This is a genomic window from Azospirillum griseum (genome assembly GCF_003966125.1).
Lineage (GTDB): Bacteria > Pseudomonadota > Alphaproteobacteria > Azospirillales > Azospirillaceae > Azospirillum > Azospirillum griseum.
In genome coordinates, this window is sequence record NZ_RXMA01000004.1 from 206,858 (window position 1) to 229,102 (window position 22,245).

Here is a 22,245-nt window from a genome sequence, read left to right on the forward strand (position 1 = left end):
CAGCCATGACCCTTCTGTTCCAACTTCTCGTCAACGGCCTGATCGTCGGTGCGCTGTACGGCGTGGTCGCGATGTCCTTCGTGCTGATCTACAAGGCCAGCCGCATCGTCAACTTCGCGCAGGGCGAATTCCTGCTGATCGGGGCCTGGACCTGCTGGTGGCTGTTGACCTCCTGGCAGTTGCCCTTCTGGATCGGCTTCCCGATCACGCTGGTGTTCATGCTGATCTTCGGCGTGGTGCTTCAGGTGGTCGTTCTGCGGCCGATGATCGGCGAGCCGATCATCTCCGTCATCATGGTGACGATCGGCCTGTCCATCGTCTTCCAGGCGGCGATGAAATGGATGTTCGGCGTGTTCGCCAAGCCCTTCCCGCAAATCTTCGCCAGCCCGACCATGGACATCTTCGGGCTTCAGGTGCAGACGGTCTATGTCGTCTCGCTGGCCATCTCCATCCTGATCATGGCGGGATTCGGCTGGTTCTTCAAATACTCGCGGTTGGGGCTGGCGATGCGCGCCACCGCCTTTGACCAGCAGGTGGCGCAGTCGCTGGGCATCTCGGTCCGCCAGATGTTTGCGATGAGCTGGGCGATTTCCGCGATGGTGTCGGCGGTGGCCGGTGTCACCGTGGGTGTGGTCAACGGCGTGTCGTCGGCCCTGTCCTTCTTCGGCATCAAGGTGTTTCCGGCGGTCATCCTGGGCGGTCTGGACAGCGTCATCGGCGCGGTGCTGGGCGGCCTGATCGTCGGGGTGCTGGAAAATCTGGCCCACTATCTGGACAGCCAATGGCTGAACTGGGGCAACATGTACGAAATCGCCCCCTTCTACGTCCTGATCGCCATCCTGATGGTGAAGCCGTACGGCCTGTTCGGCACCAAAGACATCGAGCGCGTGTGAGGCCCCCATGGCGAACGTCAGCATCATTCCCAGTGGTGATTTCAAGACGTCCTACGGGACCGACACCACGATTTTCCCGACCGTCACCAGCCGCAACTTTGCGATCCTGGGCGTGGTTCTTCTGCTGGCCTGCCCGGCCTTTCTGGATCGCTATTGGCTGAGCCTGCTGATCCAGATCGGCTATCTCGGCATCGCCGCGCTGGGCCTGAACATCCTGGTCGGCTTCACCGGCCAGATCTCCATCGGCCATTCCGCCTTCTTCGGCTTCGGGGCCTTCGCCTCGGCCTGGTTGAGCAACCGTTGGGGCATTCCGGTGGTGCTGGCCATCCCGCTGGCCGGGGTGATGACCACCGCCATCGGCCTGGTGTTCGGCATGCCCGCCGCCCGGCTGAAGGGGCTGTATCTGGCGATCGCCACGCTGGCCGCCCAATACATCCTCCAGGACTTCTTCGCGCGCGCCGATTGGTTCACCGGCGGGACCAACGGCATGATCGCCGAACCGCTGACCCTGTTCGGCTTCGCCTTCGACACCGACGAGCGGTATTTCTACGTCGTGCTGGTCGCCATGGTGATCATGTATCTGCTGGGCACCAACCTGATGCGGACGCGCGACGGCCGCGCCCTGGTGGCGGTGCGCGACCATTATCTCTCCGCCGAGATCATGGGCATCAACCTCACCAAGTACCGGACGATGTCCTTCGGCATCTCCGCCTTCTACGCCGGGATCGGCGGCGCGCTCTACGCCCACTACCTGCAATTCGTGTCGGTCGAGGGCTTCACCATCGTCTTTTCGATCCAGTTCCTGGGCATGATCATCATCGGTGGCCTGGGGTCGATCATGGGCACGCTGATGGGGACCGCCTTCATGGTGCTGTTGCCGGAGGTGATGCAGATGGCCAGCAAGCTGGTCAGCGGCACCGCCATCGACGCCGCCCTGAACCTGAAGGACAACATCGCCTTCCTGCGCGAAATGTCGGTCGGCCTCGTCATCATCCTGTTCCTGGTGTTCGAACCCGATGGGCTGGCCCATCGCTGGAAGCAGATCAAGGCCTACTGGAAGCTCTACCCCTTCTCGCATTGACACCCACGAACAAACAAAACGGATAGGGAGTAAACGCAAGATGAGCATCAAGACCGCGCTCTACGCCTCCGCCGCTGTGCTGCTGGCGACCACCGTCACCGCCAGCGCCGACATCCCGGTCGGCCACCTCGCCGACCAGTCGGGCGGCACCTCGGACGTGGGCGTGCCCTACGCCCAGGGCGTGGCCGACGCGCTGGCCTATCTCAACGGCAAGGGCGGGGTGAACGGCGTCAAGCTGGCGGTGGACACCGTCGATTACGGCTATCAGGCCCCGCGCGCCATCAGCCAATACAAGAAATGGTCGTCGGGCAGCGACAAGATCGCCGCCCTCCAGGGCTGGGGGACCGCCGACACCGAAGCGCTGACCGCCTTCGTCGGCAAGGATGAGATCCCGGCCTATTCCGGCTCCTACTCCGGCCACCTGACCGACCCGACCGGCAAGGGGCCGCACGGCTCCAAGCCCGCCCCCTACAATTTCTTCTACGGCCCATCCTATTCCGACAGCCTGCGCGGCATGCTGATGTGGGCGGCGGAGGATTGGAAGAAGAAGGGCGGCAGCGGCAAGCCGAAATACGCCCACATGGGGGCCAACCACCCCTACCCCAACGCCCCGAAGGACGCGGGCGAGCAACTCGCCAAGGAACTCGGCTTTGAGGTTCTGCCGCCGATCCAATTCGCGCTGACGCCGGGCGATTACACCGCCCAGTGCCTGACCCTGAAGGAATCCGGCGTCAACTACGCCTATCTCGGCAACACCGCCGGGTCGAACATCTCGGTGCTGAAGGCCTGCCAGACCGTCGGGGCCAAGGTCCAGTTCATGGGCAACGTCTGGGGCATGGACGAAAACGCCGCCAAGGCCGCCGGTGCGGCCGCCGACGGCGTGGTGTTCCCGATGCGCACCGCCGTCACCTGGGCGGGCAGCGCGCCGGGCATGGCGACGATGAAGGAGATTTCCAAGCTCTCCGACGCCGCCGGAACCGCGTACCGCCCGGTGCATTATCTGGCGGGCGTGTGCACCGCCTTCTACATGAAGGAAGCGATGGATTGGGCCGCCAAGAACGGCGGCGTCACCGGCCCGAGCATCCGCAAGGCGATGTACCAGAAGAAGGATTGGGTTCCGGCCGGTCTGGAAGGCGTGTGCATGCCCTCCACCTGGACCGAAACCGACCATCGCGGCATGACCTCCGTCAACATCTACCGCGCGTCGGTCGCGGCGGACACCGGGGCCAGCGTGGCCGATCTGGTGAAGGCGGGGTCGATCAAACTCGACAAGATCGCCACCGTCGAGGTGCCGCGCAAGCCGGAATGGCTGGGCTGGTAAGCCCCGTTTGAACACCCCCCTTCCGCGCCGCACGCCGGTGCGGAAGGGGGCGTTCCCCGCCTTTTTCCTGTCAGGTGCCGCATGCTGAACACCGCCACGGCCGATGGCCGCGCCCAGCCCGTCGCGGGCCATCCCGTCGCCGCCGCCAAGCGGCTGATGCTGTCCGTCAACAACATCGAAGTCGTCTACAACGACGTCATCCTCGTCCTGCGCGGGTTGAGCCTGGAGGTGCCGGAGGGGGAGATCGTCGCGCTGCTGGGGGCCAACGGGGCCGGGAAATCCACCACGTTGAAAGCCATCTCCGGCCTGCTGAAGACCGAGGATGGCGAGGTGACGCGCGGCGACATCACCTTCGCCGGCGAACGGATCAACGGCATCGACCCCGACCAGATCGTGCGCAAGGGCATCTTCCAGGTGATGGAAGGCCGCCGCATCATCGCCGACATGACCTGTCTGGAAAACCTCCGCCTGGGGGCCTTCACCCGCCGCGACAATGGCGTGAAGGACGATCTGGACATGGTGTTCCAGTATTTCCCCCGCCTGAAGGAACGCACCGGACTGGCCGGGTATTTGTCGGGCGGTGAGCAGCAGATGCTGGCCATCGGCCGCGCCATGATGGCCCGGCCCAAGCTGATCCTGATGGACGAGCCGAGCATGGGCCTGTCGCCGCTGATGGTGAAGGAGGTGTTCAGCATCATCCAGCAGATCAACAAGGATTTGGGCGTCACCATCCTGCTGGTGGAGCAGAACGCCCGCATGGCGCTGCAAGCCGCCACGCGCGGCTACATCATGGAAAACGGCAAGGTGGTGCTGGACGGGACCGCCGACGAGCTGCGCAACAACGAGGATGTGAAGGAATTCTACCTCGGCGGCGGCAATGAAGAGCGCAAGAGCTTCAAGAATTTGAAGAGCTTCAAGCGGCGCAAGCGCTGGATCTGAGCGGGTGCGGGTGCTTTTCAGGCCCCTCCCCCTCCCCCACGCCGCGTTTTGACACAACCAGACTCCGATCCCCCTTCCCTCCGGTGGGGAAGGGCCGGGGAGGGGCTGCGCGGGCGACCCCTGAACGGACGAACGACCATGACCGATTTCTACGACGACCTCGAAACCCGTTCCTCCGACCAGCGCGAGGCCGCGCTGTTCGCGGCCCTGCCCGCCCATCTTGCCCACGCCAAGGCGTCCGCGCCGCATTTCACCCGGATCCTGGACGGGGTCGATCCCACCAGCATCCGCGACCGCGCCGCCCTGGCCACCCTGCCGGTCACGCGCAAGGCCGACCTGATCGCCTTGCAGCAGGCCGAACCGCCCTTTGGCGGTCTGGCGGCGGTCGAGATCGGGCGGCTGGCCCGGGTCTTCGCCTCCCCCGGTCCGATCCACGACCCGGAGCCGCACGGCAAGGACCCGTGGCGCAGCGCCCGCGCGCTCTACGCCTCCGGCTTCCGCGCGGGCGATCTGGCGCACAATTGCTTTGCCTATCACCTGACCCCCGCCGGGTCGATGTTCGAAACCGGCGCGCACGCCATCGGCTGCGCCGTCATCCCCGCCGGGACCGGCAACACCGAAACCCAGGCGCAGGTCATCGCCCATCTCAAGCCGCGCGGTTACATCGGCACTCCCGATTTCCTGAAGATCGTCCTGGAAAAGGCCGACGCGCTGGGGCTGGATGGCTCGTCCATCCGCATCGGCAACGTGTCGGGCGGGCCGTATCTGCCGGACGCGCGCGCCTTCTACGAATCGCGCGGCATCGCCGTCTATCAAAGCTATGGGACCGCCGATCTGGGCATCGTCGCCTATGAAACCCAGGCCCGCGCCGGGCTGGTGGTGGATGAGGGCGCCATCATCGAAATCGTCCGCCCCGGCACCGGCAACCCGGTTCCCGAGGGCGAGGTCGGCGAGGTCGTCGTCACAATCTTCAACCCGGCCTACCCGTTGATCCGTTTCGCCACCGGCGATCTGTCGGCGGTGCTGCCGGGAACCAGCCCTTGCGGGCGCACCAACATGCGGCTGAAGGGCTGGATGGGCCGCGCCGATCAGACCACCAAGGTCAAGGGCATGTTCGTCCACCCGGCCCAGATCGCCGAGGTGCTGCGCCGTCACCCGGCGGTGGCCAAGGCCCGGCTGGTGGTGGGGCGGCAGGACGCCAGCGACACCATGACCCTGCGCTGCGAAGCCACCGAATCAGGCGAAACGCTGGCCGCCGCCATCCGCGACAGCCTGACCGCCGTGACCAAGCTGAAGGGCGCGGTCGAGTTCGTCGCCCCCGGCGCGCTGCCCAACGACGGCAAGGTGATCGACGACACGCGCGGCTGAGCGCGGGGTGGGTTCGGGCGGCGGTCCGCAAGGTCGCCGCCCCGGTTGCACGATCAGCAGATATGCGGCGGTGACACACCGTCGGGACTTGCCACACGCATCGCCATACGGTAACGTATGGTCAAGCCGCTGATGATAGACCATCGGATGATTGAACATCTGATGATTGTTGAGGGGAGCGATACGACCATGCCGTCCAACCAGTACCCCAGCCTGAATTTCGATCTTGGCGAAACCGCCGACATGCTGCGCGAATCGGTGCGCAATTTTGCCGACGCCGAAATCGCCCCGTTGGCCGCCGAGGTGGACCGCTCCAACGAATTCCCGAACCATCTGTGGCGCAAGATGGGCGACCTCGGCATCCTCGGCGTGACGGTGGAGGAGGAATATGGCGGGGCCGCCATGGGCTATCTGGAGCATGTCGTCGCGATGGAGGAGGTGTCCCGCGCGTCGGCGTCGGTGGGCCTCAGCTACGGCGCGCACTCCAACCTCTGCGTCAACCAGATCCGCAAAAACGGCACGGCGGAGCAGAAGCGCCGCTACCTGCCCAAGCTGATTTCCGGCGAGCACATCGGCGCGCTGGCGATGTCCGAACCCAACGCCGGGTCGGACGTGGTGTCGATGAAGCTGCGCGCCGACAAGAAGGGCGACCGCTACGTCCTGAACGGGACCAAGATGTGGATCACCAACGGCCCCGACGCCGACACGCTGGTGATCTACGCCAAGACCGATCTGGCCGCCGGGCCGCGCGGCATCACCGCCTTCCTGGTGGAAAAGACCTTCAAGGGCTTCTCGGTGGCGCAGAAGCTCGACAAGCTCGGCATGCGCGGCTCCAACACCGGCGAACTGGTGTTCGAGGATTGCGAAGTGCCGGAAGAGAATGTTCTGGGCGGTGTCGGGCGCGGCGTGAACGTGCTGATGTCCGGCCTGGATTACGAACGCGCCGTGCTGGCGGGCGGGCCGCTGGGCATCATGCAGGCCTGCATGGACATCGTCATTCCCTACCTGCACGACCGCAAGCAGTTCGGCCAGTCGATCGGCGAATTCCAGCTGATGCAAGGCAAGCTGGCCGACATGTACACGATCATGAACGCCGCCAAATCCTACGTCTACACCGTGGCCAAGGCCTGCGACCGGGGCGAGACCACCCGCAAGGACGCCGCCGCCGCCATCCTCTATTCGGCGGAAAAGGCCACCTGGATGGCGCTGGAGGCGATCCAGACCCTGGGCGGCAACGGCTACATCAACGAATACCCGACGGGCCGCCTGCTGCGCGACGCCAAGCTGTACGAGATCGGTGCCGGAACCAGCGAAATCCGCCGTATGCTGATCGGGCGCGAGCTGTTCAAGGAAACCGCGTAAGCGCGTTCAACCACGACGCCAAAGCAACGCATCGAGGGAAAAGGGACCACCAGCATGACCACCGACAGCATCGTCATCGCCGCCGCCGCTCGCACGCCGATGGGCGGTTTCCAGGGTGATTTGCAGGGGCTGACCGGCCCGCAATTGGGGGCCGCCGCGATCAAGGCGGCGCTGGAACGCTCCGGCCTGCCCGCCGAGGCGGTGGACGAGGTGTTCATGGGCTGCGTGCTGTCGGCGGGCGTCGGCCAGGCCCCGGCGCGTCAGGCCGCACTCGGGGCGGGCCTGCCCAAGGCGGCTGGCTGCACCACCATTTCCAAGGTCTGCGGGTCGGGCATGCGGGCGGTGATGTTCGCCCACGACGTCATCAAGGCCGGATCGGCCAAGGTGGTGGTGGCGGGCGGCATGGAAAGCATGTCCAACGCCCCCTATCTGCTCGACCGGGCGCGCGGCGGCTACCGCATGGGCCATGGCAAGGTGCTGGACCACATGTTCTTTGATGGTCTGGAGGACGCCTATGACAAGGGCCGTCTGATGGGGACCTTCGCCGAGGAATGCGCGGGCAGCTACAATTTCACCCGCGAGGCGCAGGACGCCTACGCCATCGAAAGCCTGAACCGCGCCCGCAAGGCGGTGGAGGGCGGTTTCTTCGCCGGTGAAATCACCCCGGTGACGGTCAAGGGCCGCAAGGGCGACACCGTGATCAGCCAGGACGAGCAGCCGCTGAAGGCCGATCCGGCCAAGATCCCGACGCTGAAGCCCGCCTTCGCCAAGGATGGCACGGTGACGGCGGCCAACGCCTCCTCCATCTCCGACGGCGGTGCCGCGCTGATCGTCACCACCCGCCGCGAGGCCGACGCGCGCGGCCTGCGCGTGCTGGCCGAAATCAAGGGCCACGCCAACCACGCCCAGGCCCCGGCCCTGTTCACCACCGCCCCGGTCGGCGCGATGCGCAGCCTGTTCGACAAGGTGGGCTGGTCCGCCGGGTCGGTCGATCTGTTCGAAATCAACGAGGCGTTCGCCGTCGTCACCATGGCGGCGATGCGCGACCTGGACCTGCCGCACGACAAGGTCAACGTCCATGGCGGGGCCTGCGCGCTGGGCCACCCCATCGGCGCGTCGGGTGCCCGCATCCTCGTGACGCTGCTGGCGGCGCTGGAGAAATACGACCTCAAGCGCGGCGTGGCCAGCTTGTGCATCGGCGGCGGCGAAGCCACCGCCATCGCCGTCGAACGGGTGGCTTGATCGCCCTTTCCCACCTGATCCCCCCTCTCCCCCCGGGGAGAGGGTTGGGGTGAGGGGGAAACGGGAGGGGATAAAAAACATTCAGGGAGGACACACCCGATGCGCCTGACCGAAGAACAGACCATGGTCCGCGACATGGCCCGCGCCTTCGCGCAGGAGCGGCTGGCCCCCACCGCCGCCGACCGCGACCGCAGCGGCGCGTTCCCCAAGGCCGAACTGGCCGAGATGGGCGCGCTTGGCCTGCTTGGCATGCTGGTCCCGGAGGAGTTCGACGGGGCCGCGTCCGACCATGTCGCCTACGCGCTGGCGATTGAGGAGATCGCCGCCGGGGACGGCGCGATTTCCACGATCATGAGCGTGCACAATTCGGTCGGCTGCATGCCCATCTTCAAATTCGGCACGGCGGAGCAGAAAGAGCGTTTCCTGAAGCCGATGGCGCGCGGGGAAATGCTGGGGGCCTTCTGCCTGACCGAACCGCAGGCCGGGTCCGACGCCTCGGCGATCAAGACCCGCGCCCGGCGCGACGGCGATCATTGGGTGCTGAACGGGACCAAGCAGTTCATCACCTCCGGGGCCAACGCCGACGTCGCCATCGTCTTCGCCGTCACCGATCCGGCCGCCGGGAAAAAGGGCCTCAGCGCCTTCATCGTGCCGACCGACACCCCCGGCTACACGGTGGCCCGCACCGAGGACAAGCTGGGCCAGCATTGCTCCGACACCTGCCAGATCCTGTTCGAGGACTGCCGCGTTCCGGCCGACCTGATGCTGGGGGCCGAGGGCGCGGGCTACAAGGTGGCCTTGGCCAATCTGGAAGGCGGGCGCATCGGCATCGCCTCCCAGGCGGTGGGGATGGCGCGGTCGGCGCTGGACCACGCCGTGCGCTACGCGCAGGAGCGGCAGAGCATGGGCGTGGCGATCATCCAGCATCAGGCCGTCGCCTTCCGGCTGGCCGACATGGCGACACGGGTCGAGGCCGCCCGCCAACTGGTGCTGCACGCGGCGTCCCTGCGCGACGCCGGGTTGCCCTGCACCAAGGAAGCGGCGATGGCCAAGCTGTTCGCCACCGAAATGGCGGAAAAGGTCTGCTCCGACGCCATCCAGGTGCACGGCGGTTATGGCTATCTCAACGATTTCCCGGTGGAGCGCATCTACCGCGACGTCCGTGTTTGCCAGATTTACGAAGGCACCAGCGACATCCAACGGCTGGTCATCAGCCGCGCGCTGGTCCAATAAGCCATTCCTCAAACCGTCATTTCTCACACGGGAGGGCGACGGCATGACCGTCCTGAAGAGCGCCATCAACGCGCGCTCCGCCGAATTCCAGACCAACGCCGACGCCATGGCGGCGCTGGTCGCCGATCTGCGCCAGAAGGTCGCCGCCATCCAGCAGGGCGGCGGGGCCAAGGCCCGCGAGAAGCATCTGGCCCGTGGCAAGTTGCTGCCGCGCGAGCGCATCCGCCAACTGCTCGATCCCGGTTCGCCCTTCCTCGAACTGTCGCAGATGGCCGCGCACGAGGTGTATGAGGACGTCATCCCGTCGGCGGGCATCATCACCGGCATCGGCAGCGTCGCCGGTCAGGAATGCATGATCGTCGCCAACGACGCGACGGTGAAGGGCGGCACCTATTACCCGTTGACGGTCAAAAAGCACCTGCGCGCCCAGGAAATCGCCCAGCAGAACAATCTGCCCTGCATCTATCTGGTGGACAGCGGCGGGGCCAACCTGCCCAACCAGGACGAGGTCTTTCCCGACCGCGACCATTTCGGCCGCATCTTCTTCAACCAGGCCACCATGTCGTCCGACGGCATCCCGCAGATCGCCGTGGTGATGGGAAGCTGCACGGCGGGCGGTGCCTATGTTCCGGCGATGTCGGACGAGGCGATCATCGTCCGCAACCAGGGAACCATCTTCCTGGGCGGCCCGCCGCTGGTCAAGGCCGCCACCGGCGAGGTGGTGAGTGCCGAGGATCTGGGCGGGGCCGACGTGCATTCCCGCACGTCGGGCGTGACCGACCATTACGCGATGAACGACGCCCACGCCCTGGCGATGGCCCGGCGGGTGGTGACGAATCTCAACCGGCCCAAGCGCATCGACCTCGACCTGCGCGAACCGGAGGAGCCGCTGTTCAGCCCGAACGAGCTGTATGGCGTGATCCCCAGCGACGCCCGCAAGCCGTTCGACGTGCGCGAGGTGATCGCCCGCGTCGTCGATGGCTCGCGCTTTGACGAGTTCAAGCCGCTCTACGGCGCGACGCTGGTGACGGGCTTCGCCCACATCCACGGCTACCCCGTCGGCATCGTCGCCAACAACGGCATCCTGTTCAGCGAATCCGCGCTGAAGGGCGCGCATTTCATCGAATTGTGCTGCCAGCGCCGCATCCCGCTGGTGTTCCTGCAAAACATCACCGGCTTCATGGTCGGGCGCAAATACGAGGCGGGCGGCATCGCCAAGGATGGCGCGAAGCTGGTGACGGCGGTCGCCTGCGCCAAGGTGCCGAAATTCACCGTGGTCATCGGCGGCAGCTATGGCGCTGGCAATTACGGCATGTGCGGCCGCGCCTACTCCCCGCGCTTCCTGTGGATGTGGCCGAACGCCCGCATTTCGGTGATGGGCGGCGAGCAGGCGGCGGGCGTGCTGGCCCAGGTCAAGCGCGACGCGATGGAGGCGCAGGGCAAGCCCTGGTCGGCGGAGGATGAGGAGGCGTTGAAGGCCCCGATCCGCCAGAAGTTCGAGCGCGAAAGCCACCCCTACTACGCCAGCGCCCGCTTGTGGGACGACGGCATCATCGATCCGGCGGACACCCGCATGGTGCTGGGGCTTGGCCTGTCGGCGTCCCTCAACGCGCCGGTGCCGAAGACGACCTTCGGCGTCTTCCGCATGTGATGGGGGTGGGCATGAGCGACATTCTGATCGACGTGGCCGCCAACGGCGTGGCCACCGTCACCATGAACCGGGGCGACGTCCACAACGCCTTCAACGAGGCGGTGATCGCCGGGCTGACCGACGCGTTCCGCACGGTGGGTGAAAACCCGGACGTCCGCGCGGTCTTGCTGCGCGGCGTCGGCAAAAGCTTTTCCGCCGGGGCCGATCTGTCTTGGATGAAGCGGATGTCGGGCTATTCCTATGAGGAGAACCTGACCGACGCGCTGGGGCTGGCCACCATGCTGCGCACGCTGGACGAATGCCCCAAGCCCACCGTGGCGGTGGTGCAGGGTCCGGCCTTTGGCGGCGGCGTCGGGCTGGTGTCGGCCTGCGACATCGCCATCGGCGTGGACACGGCCAGCTTTGCCCTGACCGAGGTGAAGCTCGGCATCATCCCGGCGGCCATCAGCCCCTACGTCATCGGGGCCATCGGCGAACGCGCCTGCCGCCGCTTCTTCCTGACCGGGGAGCGGTTTTCGGCGGCGGACGCCCACCGGCTGGGCCTGCTGCACGAAGTGACCAGCGCCGACGGGCTGGACGCGGCGGTCGAGAAGACCGTCAAGAACCTGCTCGATTGCGGTCCAACGGCGCAGGCCGCCGCCAAGGAGCTGATCCGCGCGGTGGCCCGCCGCCCGCTGACCGACGCCGTGGTGCGCGACACCGCCGAACGCATCGCCCGCCAGCGCGCCAGCGCCGAAGGCAAGGAGGGCATCGGGGCCTTCCTCGACAAACGCAACCCGTCCTGGCGGAGCTGAGAATCCCATGTCCCACCTGACCATGTTCGACACGATCCTCATCGCCAACCGGGGCGAAATCGCCTGCCGGGTCATCCGCACCGCCCGCCGCATGGGCATCCGGACCGTCGCCGTCCATTCCGACGCCGACGCCAAGGCCATGCACGTCCAGATGGCCGACGAGGCCGTGTGCATCGGCCCGGCCCCGGTCGGCGACAGCTATCTGCGCGGCGACGCGATCCTGGAGGTCGCCAAGCGCACCGGGGCGCAGGCCATCCATCCCGGTTATGGCTTCCTGTCGGAAAACGCCGGTTTCGCGGCGGCTTGCGCGGAGGCGGGCGTCGTCTTCATCGGCCCGCCGATCGAGGCGATCCGCGTCATGGGGTCCAAGGCTGAATCCAAGCGGCTGATGGCCAACGCCGACGTGCCGCTGGTTCCCGGCTATCACGGTCAGGCGCAGGATTTCGCCACCCTGTCGGCGGAAGCGGCGCGCATCGGCTTTCCGGTGCTGGTCAAGGCGTCGGCGGGCGGCGGTGGCAAGGGCATGCGCGTCGTGCGCAGCGCCGAGGAACTGGCCGACGCCGTGGCCGGTGCCCAGCGCGAGGCCAAGGCGGCCTTTGGCGACGACAGCCTGTTGCTGGAAAAATACCTGTCGCGCCCGCGCCACGTCGAAATCCAGGTCTTTTGCGACACCCACGGCAACGGCGTCTATCTGTTCGAGCGCGATTGCTCGATCCAGCGCCGTCACCAGAAGGTGATCGAGGAGGCCCCCGCCCCCAACCTGCCCGACGATCTGCGCCGCCGCATGGGCGAGGCCGCCGTCGCCGCCGCCAAGGCGGTGAATTACGTCGGGGCGGGCACGGTCGAGTTCCTTTATGAGGATGGCGGCTTCTACTTCATCGAGATGAACACCCGGCTTCAGGTGGAACATCCGGTGACGGAGAAGATCACCGGCCTGGATCTGGTCGAATGGCAATTGCGCGTCGCCGCCGGGGCCGAATTGCCCCTGCGTCAGGAGCAATTGACCCGCAAGGGACACGCCTTTGAGGCCCGGCTCTACGCCGAGGATCCGCAGCGCGAGTTCCTGCCCGCCATCGGCACCCTGACCCGGCTGCGCCCGCCCGCCGAAAGCGATCACGTCCGGGTGGACACCGGCGTGCGCGAAGGCGACGCGGTGACGATGTATTACGACCCGATGATCGCCAAGCTGATCGTCTGGGACGAGGACCGCGACGCCGCCCTGCGCCGTCTGCGCGGCGCGCTCGCCGCCTATGAGGTGGTCGGCGTCACCACCAACATCGGTTTCCTCGGGGCCATCGCTTCCCACCCGGCTTTCCGCGCGGTGGAGATCGACACCGGCTTCATCGAGCGCCACCGCGCCGACCTGTTGCCGCCGCCCGCTCCGGCCAGCAACACCGCGCTCTCCGCCGCCGCGCTGGCGGTTCTGCTGCGCCGCCGGGCGGAGGCGCAGGCCGCGCTGCGCGCCCGGTCGGACCGTCATTCGCCCTGGCTGCTCGCCAACGGGTGGCGGCTGAACGAGGAAACCCACTACGACCTCAGCCTGATCGACGGCGAAACGGCCCGCGCGGTGACGCTGCATTTCCGCAGCGACGGCTATGAGATCGCCGTGGACGGCGGCCCTGCCCAACCGGCCACCGGCGTCACCTTTGACGATGGGGCGCTGACCATCAGCCTGGGCGGGGCGCGGCTGCGCGCCACCGTGGTCCAGCAGGGGTTGGATCTGACCGTGCTGATCGACGGCGTGGCCACCCGCCTGAAGCTGGACGACCCCAGCGCGCGGGCGGCGGAGCAGGAGGGCGGCTCGGGCCGTCTGAGCGCGCCGATGCCCGGCACCGTGGTCCGCGTGCTGGTCGAGGTCGGCCAGAGCGTGGAGGCCGGAACGCCGCTGATGCTGCTGGAAGCGATGAAGATGGAGCACACCATCAAGGCCCCCGCCGCCGGGGTGGTGTCCGCCCTGAATTTCGCGGCGGGCGATCAGGTCGCCGAGGGCGTCGATCTGCTGGTTCTCGACATCGCGGAGGGTTGAGGCATGACCCGCTTGCCCCGTTTCGTCCGCATGGTCGAGGTTGGCCCGCGCGACGGCCTGCAAAACGAAAAGACCATCGTGCCGACCGCCGTCAAGATCGCCTTGGTGGACAGGCTGGCCGACGCCGGGCTGTCGGTGGTCGAAGCGGGCAGCTTCGTGTCGCCCAAATGGGTTCCCCAGATGGGCGACAGCGCCGAGGTGTTCGCCGGTCTGACCCGCAAGCCCGGTGTCCGCTACGCCGCCCTCACCCCCAACCTGAAGGGGTTGGAAGGGGCGTTGGCCGCCAAGGCCGACGAGGTGGCGGTGTTCGGCGCGGCGTCGGAAAGCTTCAGCCAGAAGAACATCAACTGCTCCATCGCCGAAAGCCTGGACCGCTTCGCCCCGGTGATGGCGCAGGCCAAGGCGGCGGGCGTGCCGGTGCGCGGCTATGTCAGTTGCGTGCTCGGCTGCCCCTACGAGGGCGACATCGCGCCCTCGGCGGTGGCCGAGGTTGCGGCCCGGCTGTACGCCATGGGCTGTTACGAAATCTCGCTGGGCGACACCATCGGCACCGGCACGCCCGCCAAGGCGCAGGCGATGATCGCGGCGGTGGCCGAACGGATCCCGGTGGACAAGATCGCCGTCCATTTCCACGACACCTACGGGCAGGCGCTGGCCAACCTCTACGCCGCCTTGCAGATGGGCGTGGCGGTGGTGGACAGCTCCGTCGCCGGGTTGGGCGGCTGCCCCTACGCCAAGGGGGCGTCGGGCAACGTGGCGAGCGAGGATGTGCTCTACATGCTGAACGGTCTGGGGATCGAGACCGGGGTGGATTTGGATCGGTTGATCGCGGCCGGGGCGTTCATCAGCGACGCCATCGGCCGACCAACGGCGTCAAAGGTGGCCCGCGCTCGTGGTTGTGCGTGAGAGGTTCACCCTCGACACCGAAGGGCCGCATCCCCGCCGGGATGCGGCCCTTTCGTTTTTTGCGTTCGCCTTCTGATTCAGCGGACCATTCGTCAACCACCGGGGCAGACGGCACCGCTGGCGTCGTGCATCGTTTCCACACCCGTGGGAAGAACGCGGAAGCGAATCAGGGTGCAAAAATTCGTGATCCCATTCTTGTACTCAGCGCCATTGATGTTCACCACATAAGCGCTGGTGCAATTGGCGGAATCCGGAAACTGGACAGCGGTTTGCATCTGTTCGCCAAATTTCATCGCGATCGGCTTTGTTTTCAGCCATTGATTTCCAAACAACACATCAACACCAATGGTTTTCTTTCCTGAACCGCTGATTTCATTGGTTATTTTGAACTGACCACAGGGGCCTGTCGCGGTTTGGGCCATCACCGGCCCCGTCAACACGGGGAACAGGGCGCAGGCAGCCAGAACATGCCGGATCCGATTCATCGAATGTTCTCCCCATGGGCAATCATTGAGCGCGCCAGACGCCGACATGCATTTTTTCTTGCGCGCAGATGGCAATCACTATAACGATTAAAAGAGAGTTTTCCAGAAATTATGCTCACATACCGAGTGGTGCAAACGGTACGGTGACGTATGGGTTGCGTTTGTATTCCAACGCAACTCGCATCGGCGCGTGCGGCTGTGCCCCGGTGTTCAGGGAGGTTCGACCGTGTCCACTCCTGCCACCTCCACAGCTTGGAGCAGCCCCTACGGCGGCATCCGCTTCACCACCTCTCCCTTTGGGGAGATGGTGGAAATCGGGGATCCGACGACGACGACGTGGCGCGACCAGCTCATCAAACTGCTGCACATCGATGCCGCCATCGAACATGGCCTGATGGTCGCCTATCTCTACGCCGCCTATTCGCTGGCCGACGTCGATCTGCCCACCAATCTGGACAGCGCCACGCGCGACCGCCGCCGCACCGCCCTGACAAGCTGGCAGGAGGAAATCCTCGCCATCGCCAAGGAGGAAATGAGCCATCTGGTGATCGTTCAGAACGTCCTGTCGCTGTTGGGCGCGCCGCTGTGCCTGTCGCGGGAGGATTTTCCGTGGGACAGCCAGTTCTACCCCTTCCCGATCAATCTGGAACCGTTGAGCCGTGGATCGCTGGCCGCCTATGTGGTGGCGGAGATGCCCAAGGGCTGGCTGGACGGCGTCACCCCGGCCCCGGCGGGTGACACCGGCGTGCCGACGGACGACACCGGATTCAAACGGCGGCTCCTGGCCGATCTGGCCGCCTATCTGGGCTACACGCCCACCCCGGACAAGCCGGTGGCGGTGAACCGGGTGGGTGCGCTGTTCAACGCCGTCCTGGCCATTCTGGAGGATCCCGACCGGCTGCCCGACCGCCATTTCAACGACAACCGCTACACACTTCAGGCGCAAGAGGCGGAGTGGGCCAAGTATTTCCCCTCTCCCCGGCAAGAGGATGACGCGGTTTATCGCGACAACCCGGAACTGAAGCAAGGCCACCGCATCGGCGACGCCCAGATGATCGTCGAACCGCTGGCCACACGCGACGAAGCGGTCGCGGCGCTGAAACGGGTGGCCCATCAGGGCGAGTCCCCCGACCAGCAGCCCCCCGGCCCGCAGCGCAGCCCGCAGCAGGCCAAATCGCATTTCGAGCGCTTTTTCGCCATCTACAAGCAGTGGCTGACACTGGGCATCGATCCCAACCCGGCGGCTCGCATCCCGATCAACCCCACGGAAATCCGGGTGGACGAGCGGCGCAGCCCGACCGGTTCCTCCACCTACATCGCCGATTCCCGCTCCAACCGCTGGGCCAAGCTGTTCAACCTGCGCTATCGGCTGCTGCTGACCGCGCTGGGCCACACGCTGCAATCACCACGGCGCGCCGACGCCACCGGCACGCCCGGCACGCGGGGAACCCTGATCCATCTGTCCTTTGGCGAGATGTACAATCTCAAGGCCATTGCCAACATTCTGGTGCGGTCCCCGCGCGACTCACGCCGGGACCCGAAGCGGGCCGGACCGCCGTTCCAGATGCCCTACGGCTCGCAGCTTCCGGCGGCGGAACTCGACCGCTGGCTGATCTACGCCGACATCCTCGACGCCTCGCAGTCCATTGTGTCCTGGCTGCTGCGCGGGGATTCGAATCAGGCGGAACGCGCCTACCTCACCCATCTGAGCGCCATGGACCGGAACACCCTGACGATGGTCAACGGCCAGATTGCGCGCTTGTCTCTGACCCAGGGGGCAGAATGACGTCGCAACCGATCCCCACCATCCTGGGCCTGCGGATCCTGCCGCCGGTTGCCTTCGGCCGTCTCGGTTCCTCCGACACGCCGATGGACAATTACTCGGTCCAGCCTGATCCGAACGACCCGTTGGGCTACCGCCATCTGCAGGGGGAGGAGACCTTTGTCGTCGATCCCGTGAACGGTGGCATCACCAAATCCCATGTGCCGACCCGCCTGCAGCTGCGCGACGACGGAAAAATCCGGCCGGTTGCCCCGTTCCTGGAGGTGTGGGCGATCACCGCGCCCGACCGGATGGAACCGCTGACTCTCACCATGCTGACCGCCGCCGGTCTGACTGCGCAAAGCGTGTCCTGGACCGTGCAGGTCAAGAACAGCAAGGTGTTCCGCCGCACCGCCGATCCCAAGGACGACATCCAGGCGTTGGCGACGCCCACCCCCTTCACCGATCACGGCCCGCACGACCTGCGCGGCACAGCGGGCAACCTCACCCCCAACAGCGTCATTCCGCTCGGATCGGTCCGCTACATCCGTCCGACGGCGGAATTTCCGCAAATCCGCTTGCGCTTCACCCCGGGCAAGGGTGGCGTCTATGGCCCGGCGGGCGTCGAAGACGAGTCCGTTCCCCCCGCCAACCGGGTTTACGCGCTGCCGAAGGGCAAGGGGTGGTACGGCTGGACCAATCGCGACGCCAACGGCAAGCAGAAAACCCCGGAAACACTGGGGCCGACGCTCTACGCCATCGAAGCGCCCGCCCCGGTCTGGATCAACCAGGGTGACATCGTCAGCCGTGGCTATCTCGATGACACCTGCGACGGCATCGTCACCGTCAGCCTGACGGTTGGCAAAGTGACGCACACAGCCACGGCGCGCATCGCCTCGGCCCCGCACAATTTCGTGCTCGACGCCGGGTTCCCGCGCACGCTGGGCGATGATCTGGAACAGGCGCTGCTCGGGCCGGTCGTCGACCCGACCGAGCCGCACGAGGTGACGATGCAGCGGACCGAGGAGATCATGCGCCGGGCCTTTGAAACGGTCCGCTTCATGAACGTGCCGGTCCTGAACAACAATCTGGTCAAGGGCCGCCCCAATCTGGCCGACAACATGCCGGTCAACGACGCCATCGACGCCCGCCGCCCGTCCGAACCGGCGATGGCGACGGAGAACACCGACACGCTGGCCGTCACCCGCCTGCACCAGCAGGTGCTGACGACGATGAAGGCGTCGATTCCAAGCTGGTTCCTGCGCCTGCTGCGCCAGCCGGAGGAGATCGGCGATCTGACCCCGCTGGGCCGCCGCAAGATGCCCGCCCTGATGAGCGGGGCGGAGGGCCGTTACATGACCCTGACCCGCCGTCAGATCAGCCTGTTCCGCAAGGCCTCGGAAAGCGCGTTGTTCCGTCCCGACGGCACGAAGGATGTGAAGTGATGAGCGATCAGAACAAACGCCCCACAGTCCTTGATCCCCGGAACTTGTCGGCGCAACTGCATTACCGCCCGGCGGGAAATCCGCCCCCGGCCACGCTCGACACGACCATTGGCAACACCTGCCCCGGGCTGGAGTTCGATTTCCGCGCGGCGTGGCGCACGTTGCTCACCGGCATCACCCTGTTGGAGCATGACAATCTGGTGATCGCCGCCGAACCGGCCTACGCCGCGTTGAAGGGACGGCGTCTGTTGCGGGTCGATGGCAAGCCGGTCATCACCAAGGTGATCGGCCCGTCCACCGACCTGACCACCACCGAATTGTTGACGTCGGAGGATTACCCGGAAGGCGTCATCACCATGGAATGGTCCAACGGCTTCACCGACGTGCTGCGCAAGGTCGGTCAACCGGTGGCCTGCGAGTTCACCGCCTGCCCCCGGCCCAACCAGCCCGAGGACGAGCGGATTTCCTACGAGCAGGCGGTGAAGGACAAGAACATCCAGACCATCCGCCTTCAGGTTCGGCCCTTCTTCACCAAGGACACGGCGGCAATCGAACCGGCGACGGTCCCCGCCGGGGTGATGACCCAAGGGCTTTGCTCGCCCTGGCAGAACGATTACCGGGAGTGTGTCTGCTATTATTGGGCGTCGAGCCGCCCCGACTTCGTGAACGTGGACGTGACGCCAACCGGCGAGGTGCGCGGCGACAACTGGATGCAGCGTGACCGCAGTGGCCAATACGTCATCGACAATTACACCGACAGCCGGATGATCACCTATGATGAGCTGTTCCAGAAATGGGAAGAGCTGCTGAAATTCCAGCTCGCCGGACGGGACGCGCCCGACTCCATCCCGCTTCCCTTCCCGAAGGATCCGGCATGACCGCCCTGTCCCGCCCCCTGATGCGTCAGGACGCGTTCCGCGATGGGCGGGCGGACACCGGCATGCCGGAACGTCCGGGGATCATCGACGCTGCTGCCCTGGTGGCGGCGTCGGCCCCCCGGTCGGACGCCCTGCATCTCCTGTCGGTCGATGGCGGCGATCATCTGTTGCTGGTCGACGGCAGCCGATTGTTCCGCATCGACGCGGACCTGCGCGGGCGGTTGGAACGCGCGACGGCCAACGGCGCGCTGAGCGATCTGCTCGACGAACTCGGTCTGGGTGGTCCGCCCCTGATCAACGATCAGCCGGTGGTGGACCCGCCGCTGCACGCGCTGTCCCTGGCGGTGTCGCAAGCCTGCAATCTGGGTTGCGGCTATTGCTACGCCGGGCAGGGCAGTTTCGGCAAACCACCTCGCAAGATGCCGCTGGACACCGCGCTGGCGGCGGTCGAACGGCTGGTCAACGGCGCGCCGGAGGGCGGGCGCGTGACCCTGGCCTTCATGGGTGGGGAACCGCTGGTCAACCGCCCGGTGATCCAGGCTGCCACCCGCTACGCCCAGGAACTGGCCAGCTTGCGGGGGGTGCGGGTCAACCATTCCATCACCACGAACGGCACGCTGGTGACGCCGGAGGACGGCGATTTCTTCGAAGAATTCGGCTTCGCCGTCACCATCAGCCTGGATGGTCCGGCCGATCAGCACGACCGCTTGCGACCGTTCAAGGACGGGCGCGGCAGCTTCGACCGCATCATGGCCAACATCGCCCCCTTGCTGAAACAGCAACGGCGGATGCAGGTGTCGGCGCGGGTGACGGTGACGCCCGACAATCTGGATCTGCCCGCCACGCTCGACCGCTTCATCGCCGACGGTTTCCATTCGGTGGGTTTCTCGCCGCTGCTGCACGGCTCCGCCGGGCGGAACGAAATGGACCGTGGCGCGCTGCTGGTGATGCTCGACCAGATGGTCGCTTGCGGCGCGGCCTTCGAGAGAGCGGTTCTGGAGGGGCGACGCTACCCCTTTGCCAATCTGGTCAACGCCCTGCGGGAAATCCATCGCGGAACCCACCGCCCCTACCCGTGCGGGGCCGGGGCGGGCTATCTCGGCGTGTCGGCGGACGGCGACCTGTCGGCCTGTCACCGCTTTGTCGAGGATGAAAGCGGGGCGATGGGCAGCCTGTCGGCGGGGATTGACGCGGTTCGGCAAAACGGATGGCTGCATGATCGCCACGTTCATCGGCAGGAGCCGTGCCGCTCCTGCTGGGCGCGTTACATGTGCGGTGGTGGATGCCACCACGAGGTGATCGGCAGCGGCCGCCTGTCCTGCGAGTATGTGCGCGGCTGGCTCCATTACTGCCTGAGCGCCTATCTGCGCCTGTCCGACGCGCGCCCCGGCTGGTTCGCCGGAGCGCCGACCGATCCCAACCCGGCCATGGTCCCATGACCCTGGCGGCGGATGTTGCGGTGATTGGGGCAGGGCCGGCGGGCTGCGTTCTCGCCATCCGGCTCGTGCAATTGGGCTGGCGGGTGCTGTTGGTCGAGCGCAGCGCCAGCCCTCGACCGCAGTCAGGCCAATCCCTGACTCCGGGCGTTCGCCTGCAGTTGGCGCAATTGGGTTTGTCGCACGTTCTGACGCTGTGCGGCGCGCGCCCGGCCCCGCTGTCGCGAATCCGCTGGCAGGGGCTGGAGGCGGAGGACCGCGTCATGGCGCAGCATCCGCCTCTGCTGGTGGATCGGGGACGGTTCGATGCGATGCTGCGCGGAGCCGCCGTCGGCGCGGGTGTGCGTTTGCTTTGCCCGGCCCGCCTGATTCACCGTGATCAGGACGCCGATGGTTGGACGCTGACCCTTGACGATGGGGCGGAGCGGCGGCGGGCACGGGTGTCGGTGCTGGTGGACGCCACCGGTCGCGCCGGTCTGCTGGCCCGTGACCGCTCCGCCGATGGCCCGGCAACGCTGGCGCTTTTCGCCGATTGGCGCGGAACCGACACGCCCGTTCACCCCTGCGTCGATCATGGGCCGGACCATTGGGTCTGGGGTCTGCCGCGCGGCGATGGCCTGTTCTCCACCCTGCTGTTTGTCGACGCCGACGCGGTTCCCAAACGGGCGGAGCTGTGCGCGTTTCTGCGGGATCGTCTGGCCGCGTCAACCCTGTTGGGAGATTTCCGCCAGGCGACCACCACCGGCCCGGTGCGCGGGGTGGACAGCACCGCCTACCGCGCCAACCGCCCCATCGGCCCCGGCTGGATCGCCGTCGGTGACGCGGCGATGGCGCTGGATCCCTTGTCGTCCAGCGGTGTGCAAAAGGCGATCCGCACCGCCCTGTCGGCGGCCATCGTCCTGAACACCCGCCTGCGGCGACCCGACCAGGCCGCGTTGGCCGAGCGGTTCTACACCGAAGACCTGCGCGACGGTGCGGACCAGCACCGCCGATGGACCGAAGGCTTTTTCGCCAGCGCCGCCCACCGCTTCAGCGCCACACCAACGCAGGGTAACTTTTGGCTGCGTCGGGCCGTGGGCACCCTCGTCGACTCCGCAGATACGACCCCCGGAATGCCCGATCCCGACCAACCGCTCACCCTCGCCCCTGCGGCGCAGTGGCGGACAACCGCCTGTCTGGTCGACAATTTCGTTGAGGAGCGGATGGCCCTGCACCACCCAGCCCTTGCCCGCCCCATCGCGTGGCTGGCTGGGGTTGAGTTGGCGCCGCTGATGTCGAGCTTCCCTCCCGTCACCAGCTTGCGCGCGCTGATCGAGAACTGGTCAACCAGGATCGGGCCAAGCCGTGCCACGACTGTGGCGACTTGGTTGACCCGGTGCGGGGTTCTTGAAACCGCACCGTAAGCCGCCGTCACAGCGTGGCC

General features: G+C 66.5%; 18 protein-coding genes. 17 read left to right on the plus strand and 1 reads right to left on the minus strand.

All coding sequences use genetic code 11. The features are described from left to right. The first annotated feature begins 5 nt into the window (after window positions 1–5). The 12 genes from EJ903_RS06745 to EJ903_RS06800 all read left to right on the plus strand — a co-directional run bounded on the left by EJ903_RS06745 (window position 6) and on the right by EJ903_RS06800 (window position 14,816). Window positions 6–893: a branched-chain amino acid ABC transporter permease gene (locus EJ903_RS06745; protein WP_126613357.1), complete on the plus strand. Its 888-nt coding sequence runs from the start codon at window positions 6–8 to the stop codon at window positions 891–893. Window positions 894–900: 7 nt separating this feature from the next. Next, entirely contained in the window at window positions 901–1,974 is a 1,074-nt protein-coding gene (locus EJ903_RS06750; protein ID WP_126613359.1) for a branched-chain amino acid ABC transporter permease, read from the plus strand. Window positions 1,975–2,014: 40 nt separating this feature from the next. Next, window positions 2,015–3,295 (plus strand): ABC transporter substrate-binding protein, encoded by a 1,281-nt coding sequence (locus EJ903_RS06755; protein ID WP_126613395.1) that lies wholly within the window; start codon window positions 2,015–2,017, stop codon window positions 3,293–3,295. Between the two features lie 81 nt (window positions 3,296–3,376). Further along, window positions 3,377–4,234: an ABC transporter ATP-binding protein gene (locus EJ903_RS06760; RefSeq protein ID WP_377007257.1), complete on the plus strand. Its 858-nt coding sequence runs from the start codon at window positions 3,377–3,379 to the stop codon at window positions 4,232–4,234. A 138-nt stretch (window positions 4,235–4,372) separates the two neighbouring features. Next, window positions 4,373–5,602, plus strand: a complete 1,230-nt coding sequence (locus EJ903_RS06765) for a phenylacetate--CoA ligase family protein (RefSeq protein WP_126613397.1) — start codon at window positions 4,373–4,375, stop codon at window positions 5,600–5,602. A gap of 189 nt (window positions 5,603–5,791) precedes the next feature. Continuing rightward, complete coding sequence (locus tag EJ903_RS06770; RefSeq protein WP_126613399.1) at window positions 5,792–6,964, plus strand: isovaleryl-CoA dehydrogenase; 1,173 nt, start codon at window positions 5,792–5,794, stop codon at window positions 6,962–6,964. Window positions 6,965–7,018: 54 nt separating this feature from the next. Then, entirely contained in the window at window positions 7,019–8,206 is a 1,188-nt protein-coding gene (locus tag EJ903_RS06775) for an acetyl-CoA C-acyltransferase (protein ID WP_126613401.1), read from the plus strand. Window positions 8,207–8,305: 99 nt separating this feature from the next. Continuing rightward, the gene (locus EJ903_RS06780) at window positions 8,306–9,439 is read left to right on the plus strand and encodes an acyl-CoA dehydrogenase family protein (RefSeq protein ID WP_126613403.1); all 1,134 of its coding nucleotides are present in this window, start codon (window positions 8,306–8,308) and stop codon (window positions 9,437–9,439) included. 43 nt (window positions 9,440–9,482) lie between these two features. Next, window positions 9,483–11,090 carry a carboxyl transferase domain-containing protein gene (locus EJ903_RS06785; RefSeq protein ID WP_126613405.1) on the plus strand — a complete coding sequence of 536 codons (1,608 nt, stop codon included), beginning with the start codon at window positions 9,483–9,485 and terminating at the stop codon, window positions 11,088–11,090. Between the two features lie 11 nt (window positions 11,091–11,101). Then, entirely contained in the window at window positions 11,102–11,884 is a 783-nt protein-coding gene (locus EJ903_RS06790) for an enoyl-CoA hydratase/isomerase family protein (RefSeq protein WP_126613407.1), read from the plus strand. Between the two features lie 22 nt (window positions 11,885–11,906). Continuing rightward, window positions 11,907–13,910 (plus strand): acetyl-CoA carboxylase biotin carboxylase subunit, encoded by a 2,004-nt coding sequence (locus EJ903_RS06795; protein WP_126613536.1) that lies wholly within the window; start codon window positions 11,907–11,909, stop codon window positions 13,908–13,910. A 3-nt stretch (window positions 13,911–13,913) separates the two neighbouring features. Further along, window positions 13,914–14,816, plus strand: a complete 903-nt coding sequence (locus EJ903_RS06800) for a hydroxymethylglutaryl-CoA lyase (RefSeq protein WP_126613409.1) — start codon at window positions 13,914–13,916, stop codon at window positions 14,814–14,816. A gap of 92 nt (window positions 14,817–14,908) precedes the next feature. Here EJ903_RS06800 and EJ903_RS06805 read toward each other — a convergent pair whose 3' ends face one another. Further along, on the minus strand, window positions 14,909–15,301 hold the full coding sequence (locus EJ903_RS06805; protein WP_126613411.1) for a hypothetical protein: 393 nt from the start codon (window positions 15,299–15,301) through the stop codon (window positions 14,909–14,911). Between the two features lie 226 nt (window positions 15,302–15,527). Here EJ903_RS06805 and EJ903_RS06810 point away from each other — a divergent pair, with 226 nt between their 5' ends. From EJ903_RS06810 to qhpG, 5 genes are read left to right on the plus strand one after another with little or no spacing between them, the layout of a single operon-like run. Continuing rightward, entirely contained in the window at window positions 15,528–17,087 is a 1,560-nt protein-coding gene (locus EJ903_RS06810; protein WP_126613413.1) for a ferritin-like domain-containing protein, read from the plus strand. Further along, entirely contained in the window at window positions 17,084–18,508 is a 1,425-nt protein-coding gene (locus EJ903_RS06815; RefSeq protein ID WP_126613415.1) for a hypothetical protein, read from the plus strand. Before EJ903_RS06810 ends, EJ903_RS06815 begins: the two co-directional genes overlap by 4 nt. Beyond that, window positions 18,508–19,386: a hypothetical protein gene (locus EJ903_RS06820; protein ID WP_126613417.1), complete on the plus strand. Its 879-nt coding sequence runs from the start codon at window positions 18,508–18,510 to the stop codon at window positions 19,384–19,386. The genes EJ903_RS06815 and EJ903_RS06820 overlap by 1 nt, the downstream gene beginning before the upstream one ends. Further along, window positions 19,383–20,825 carry a radical SAM/SPASM domain-containing protein gene (locus tag EJ903_RS06825; RefSeq protein WP_246015271.1) on the plus strand — a complete coding sequence of 481 codons (1,443 nt, stop codon included), beginning with the start codon at window positions 19,383–19,385 and terminating at the stop codon, window positions 20,823–20,825. The genes EJ903_RS06820 and EJ903_RS06825 overlap by 4 nt, the downstream gene beginning before the upstream one ends. Before the next feature lie 20 nt (window positions 20,826–20,845). Then, a complete protein-coding gene (gene qhpG / locus EJ903_RS06830; RefSeq protein ID WP_246015272.1) occupies window positions 20,846–22,225 on the plus strand; it encodes a flavin-dependent monooxygenase QhpG in 1,380 nt (459 codons plus the stop codon). Window positions 22,226–22,245 lie beyond the last annotated feature (20 nt).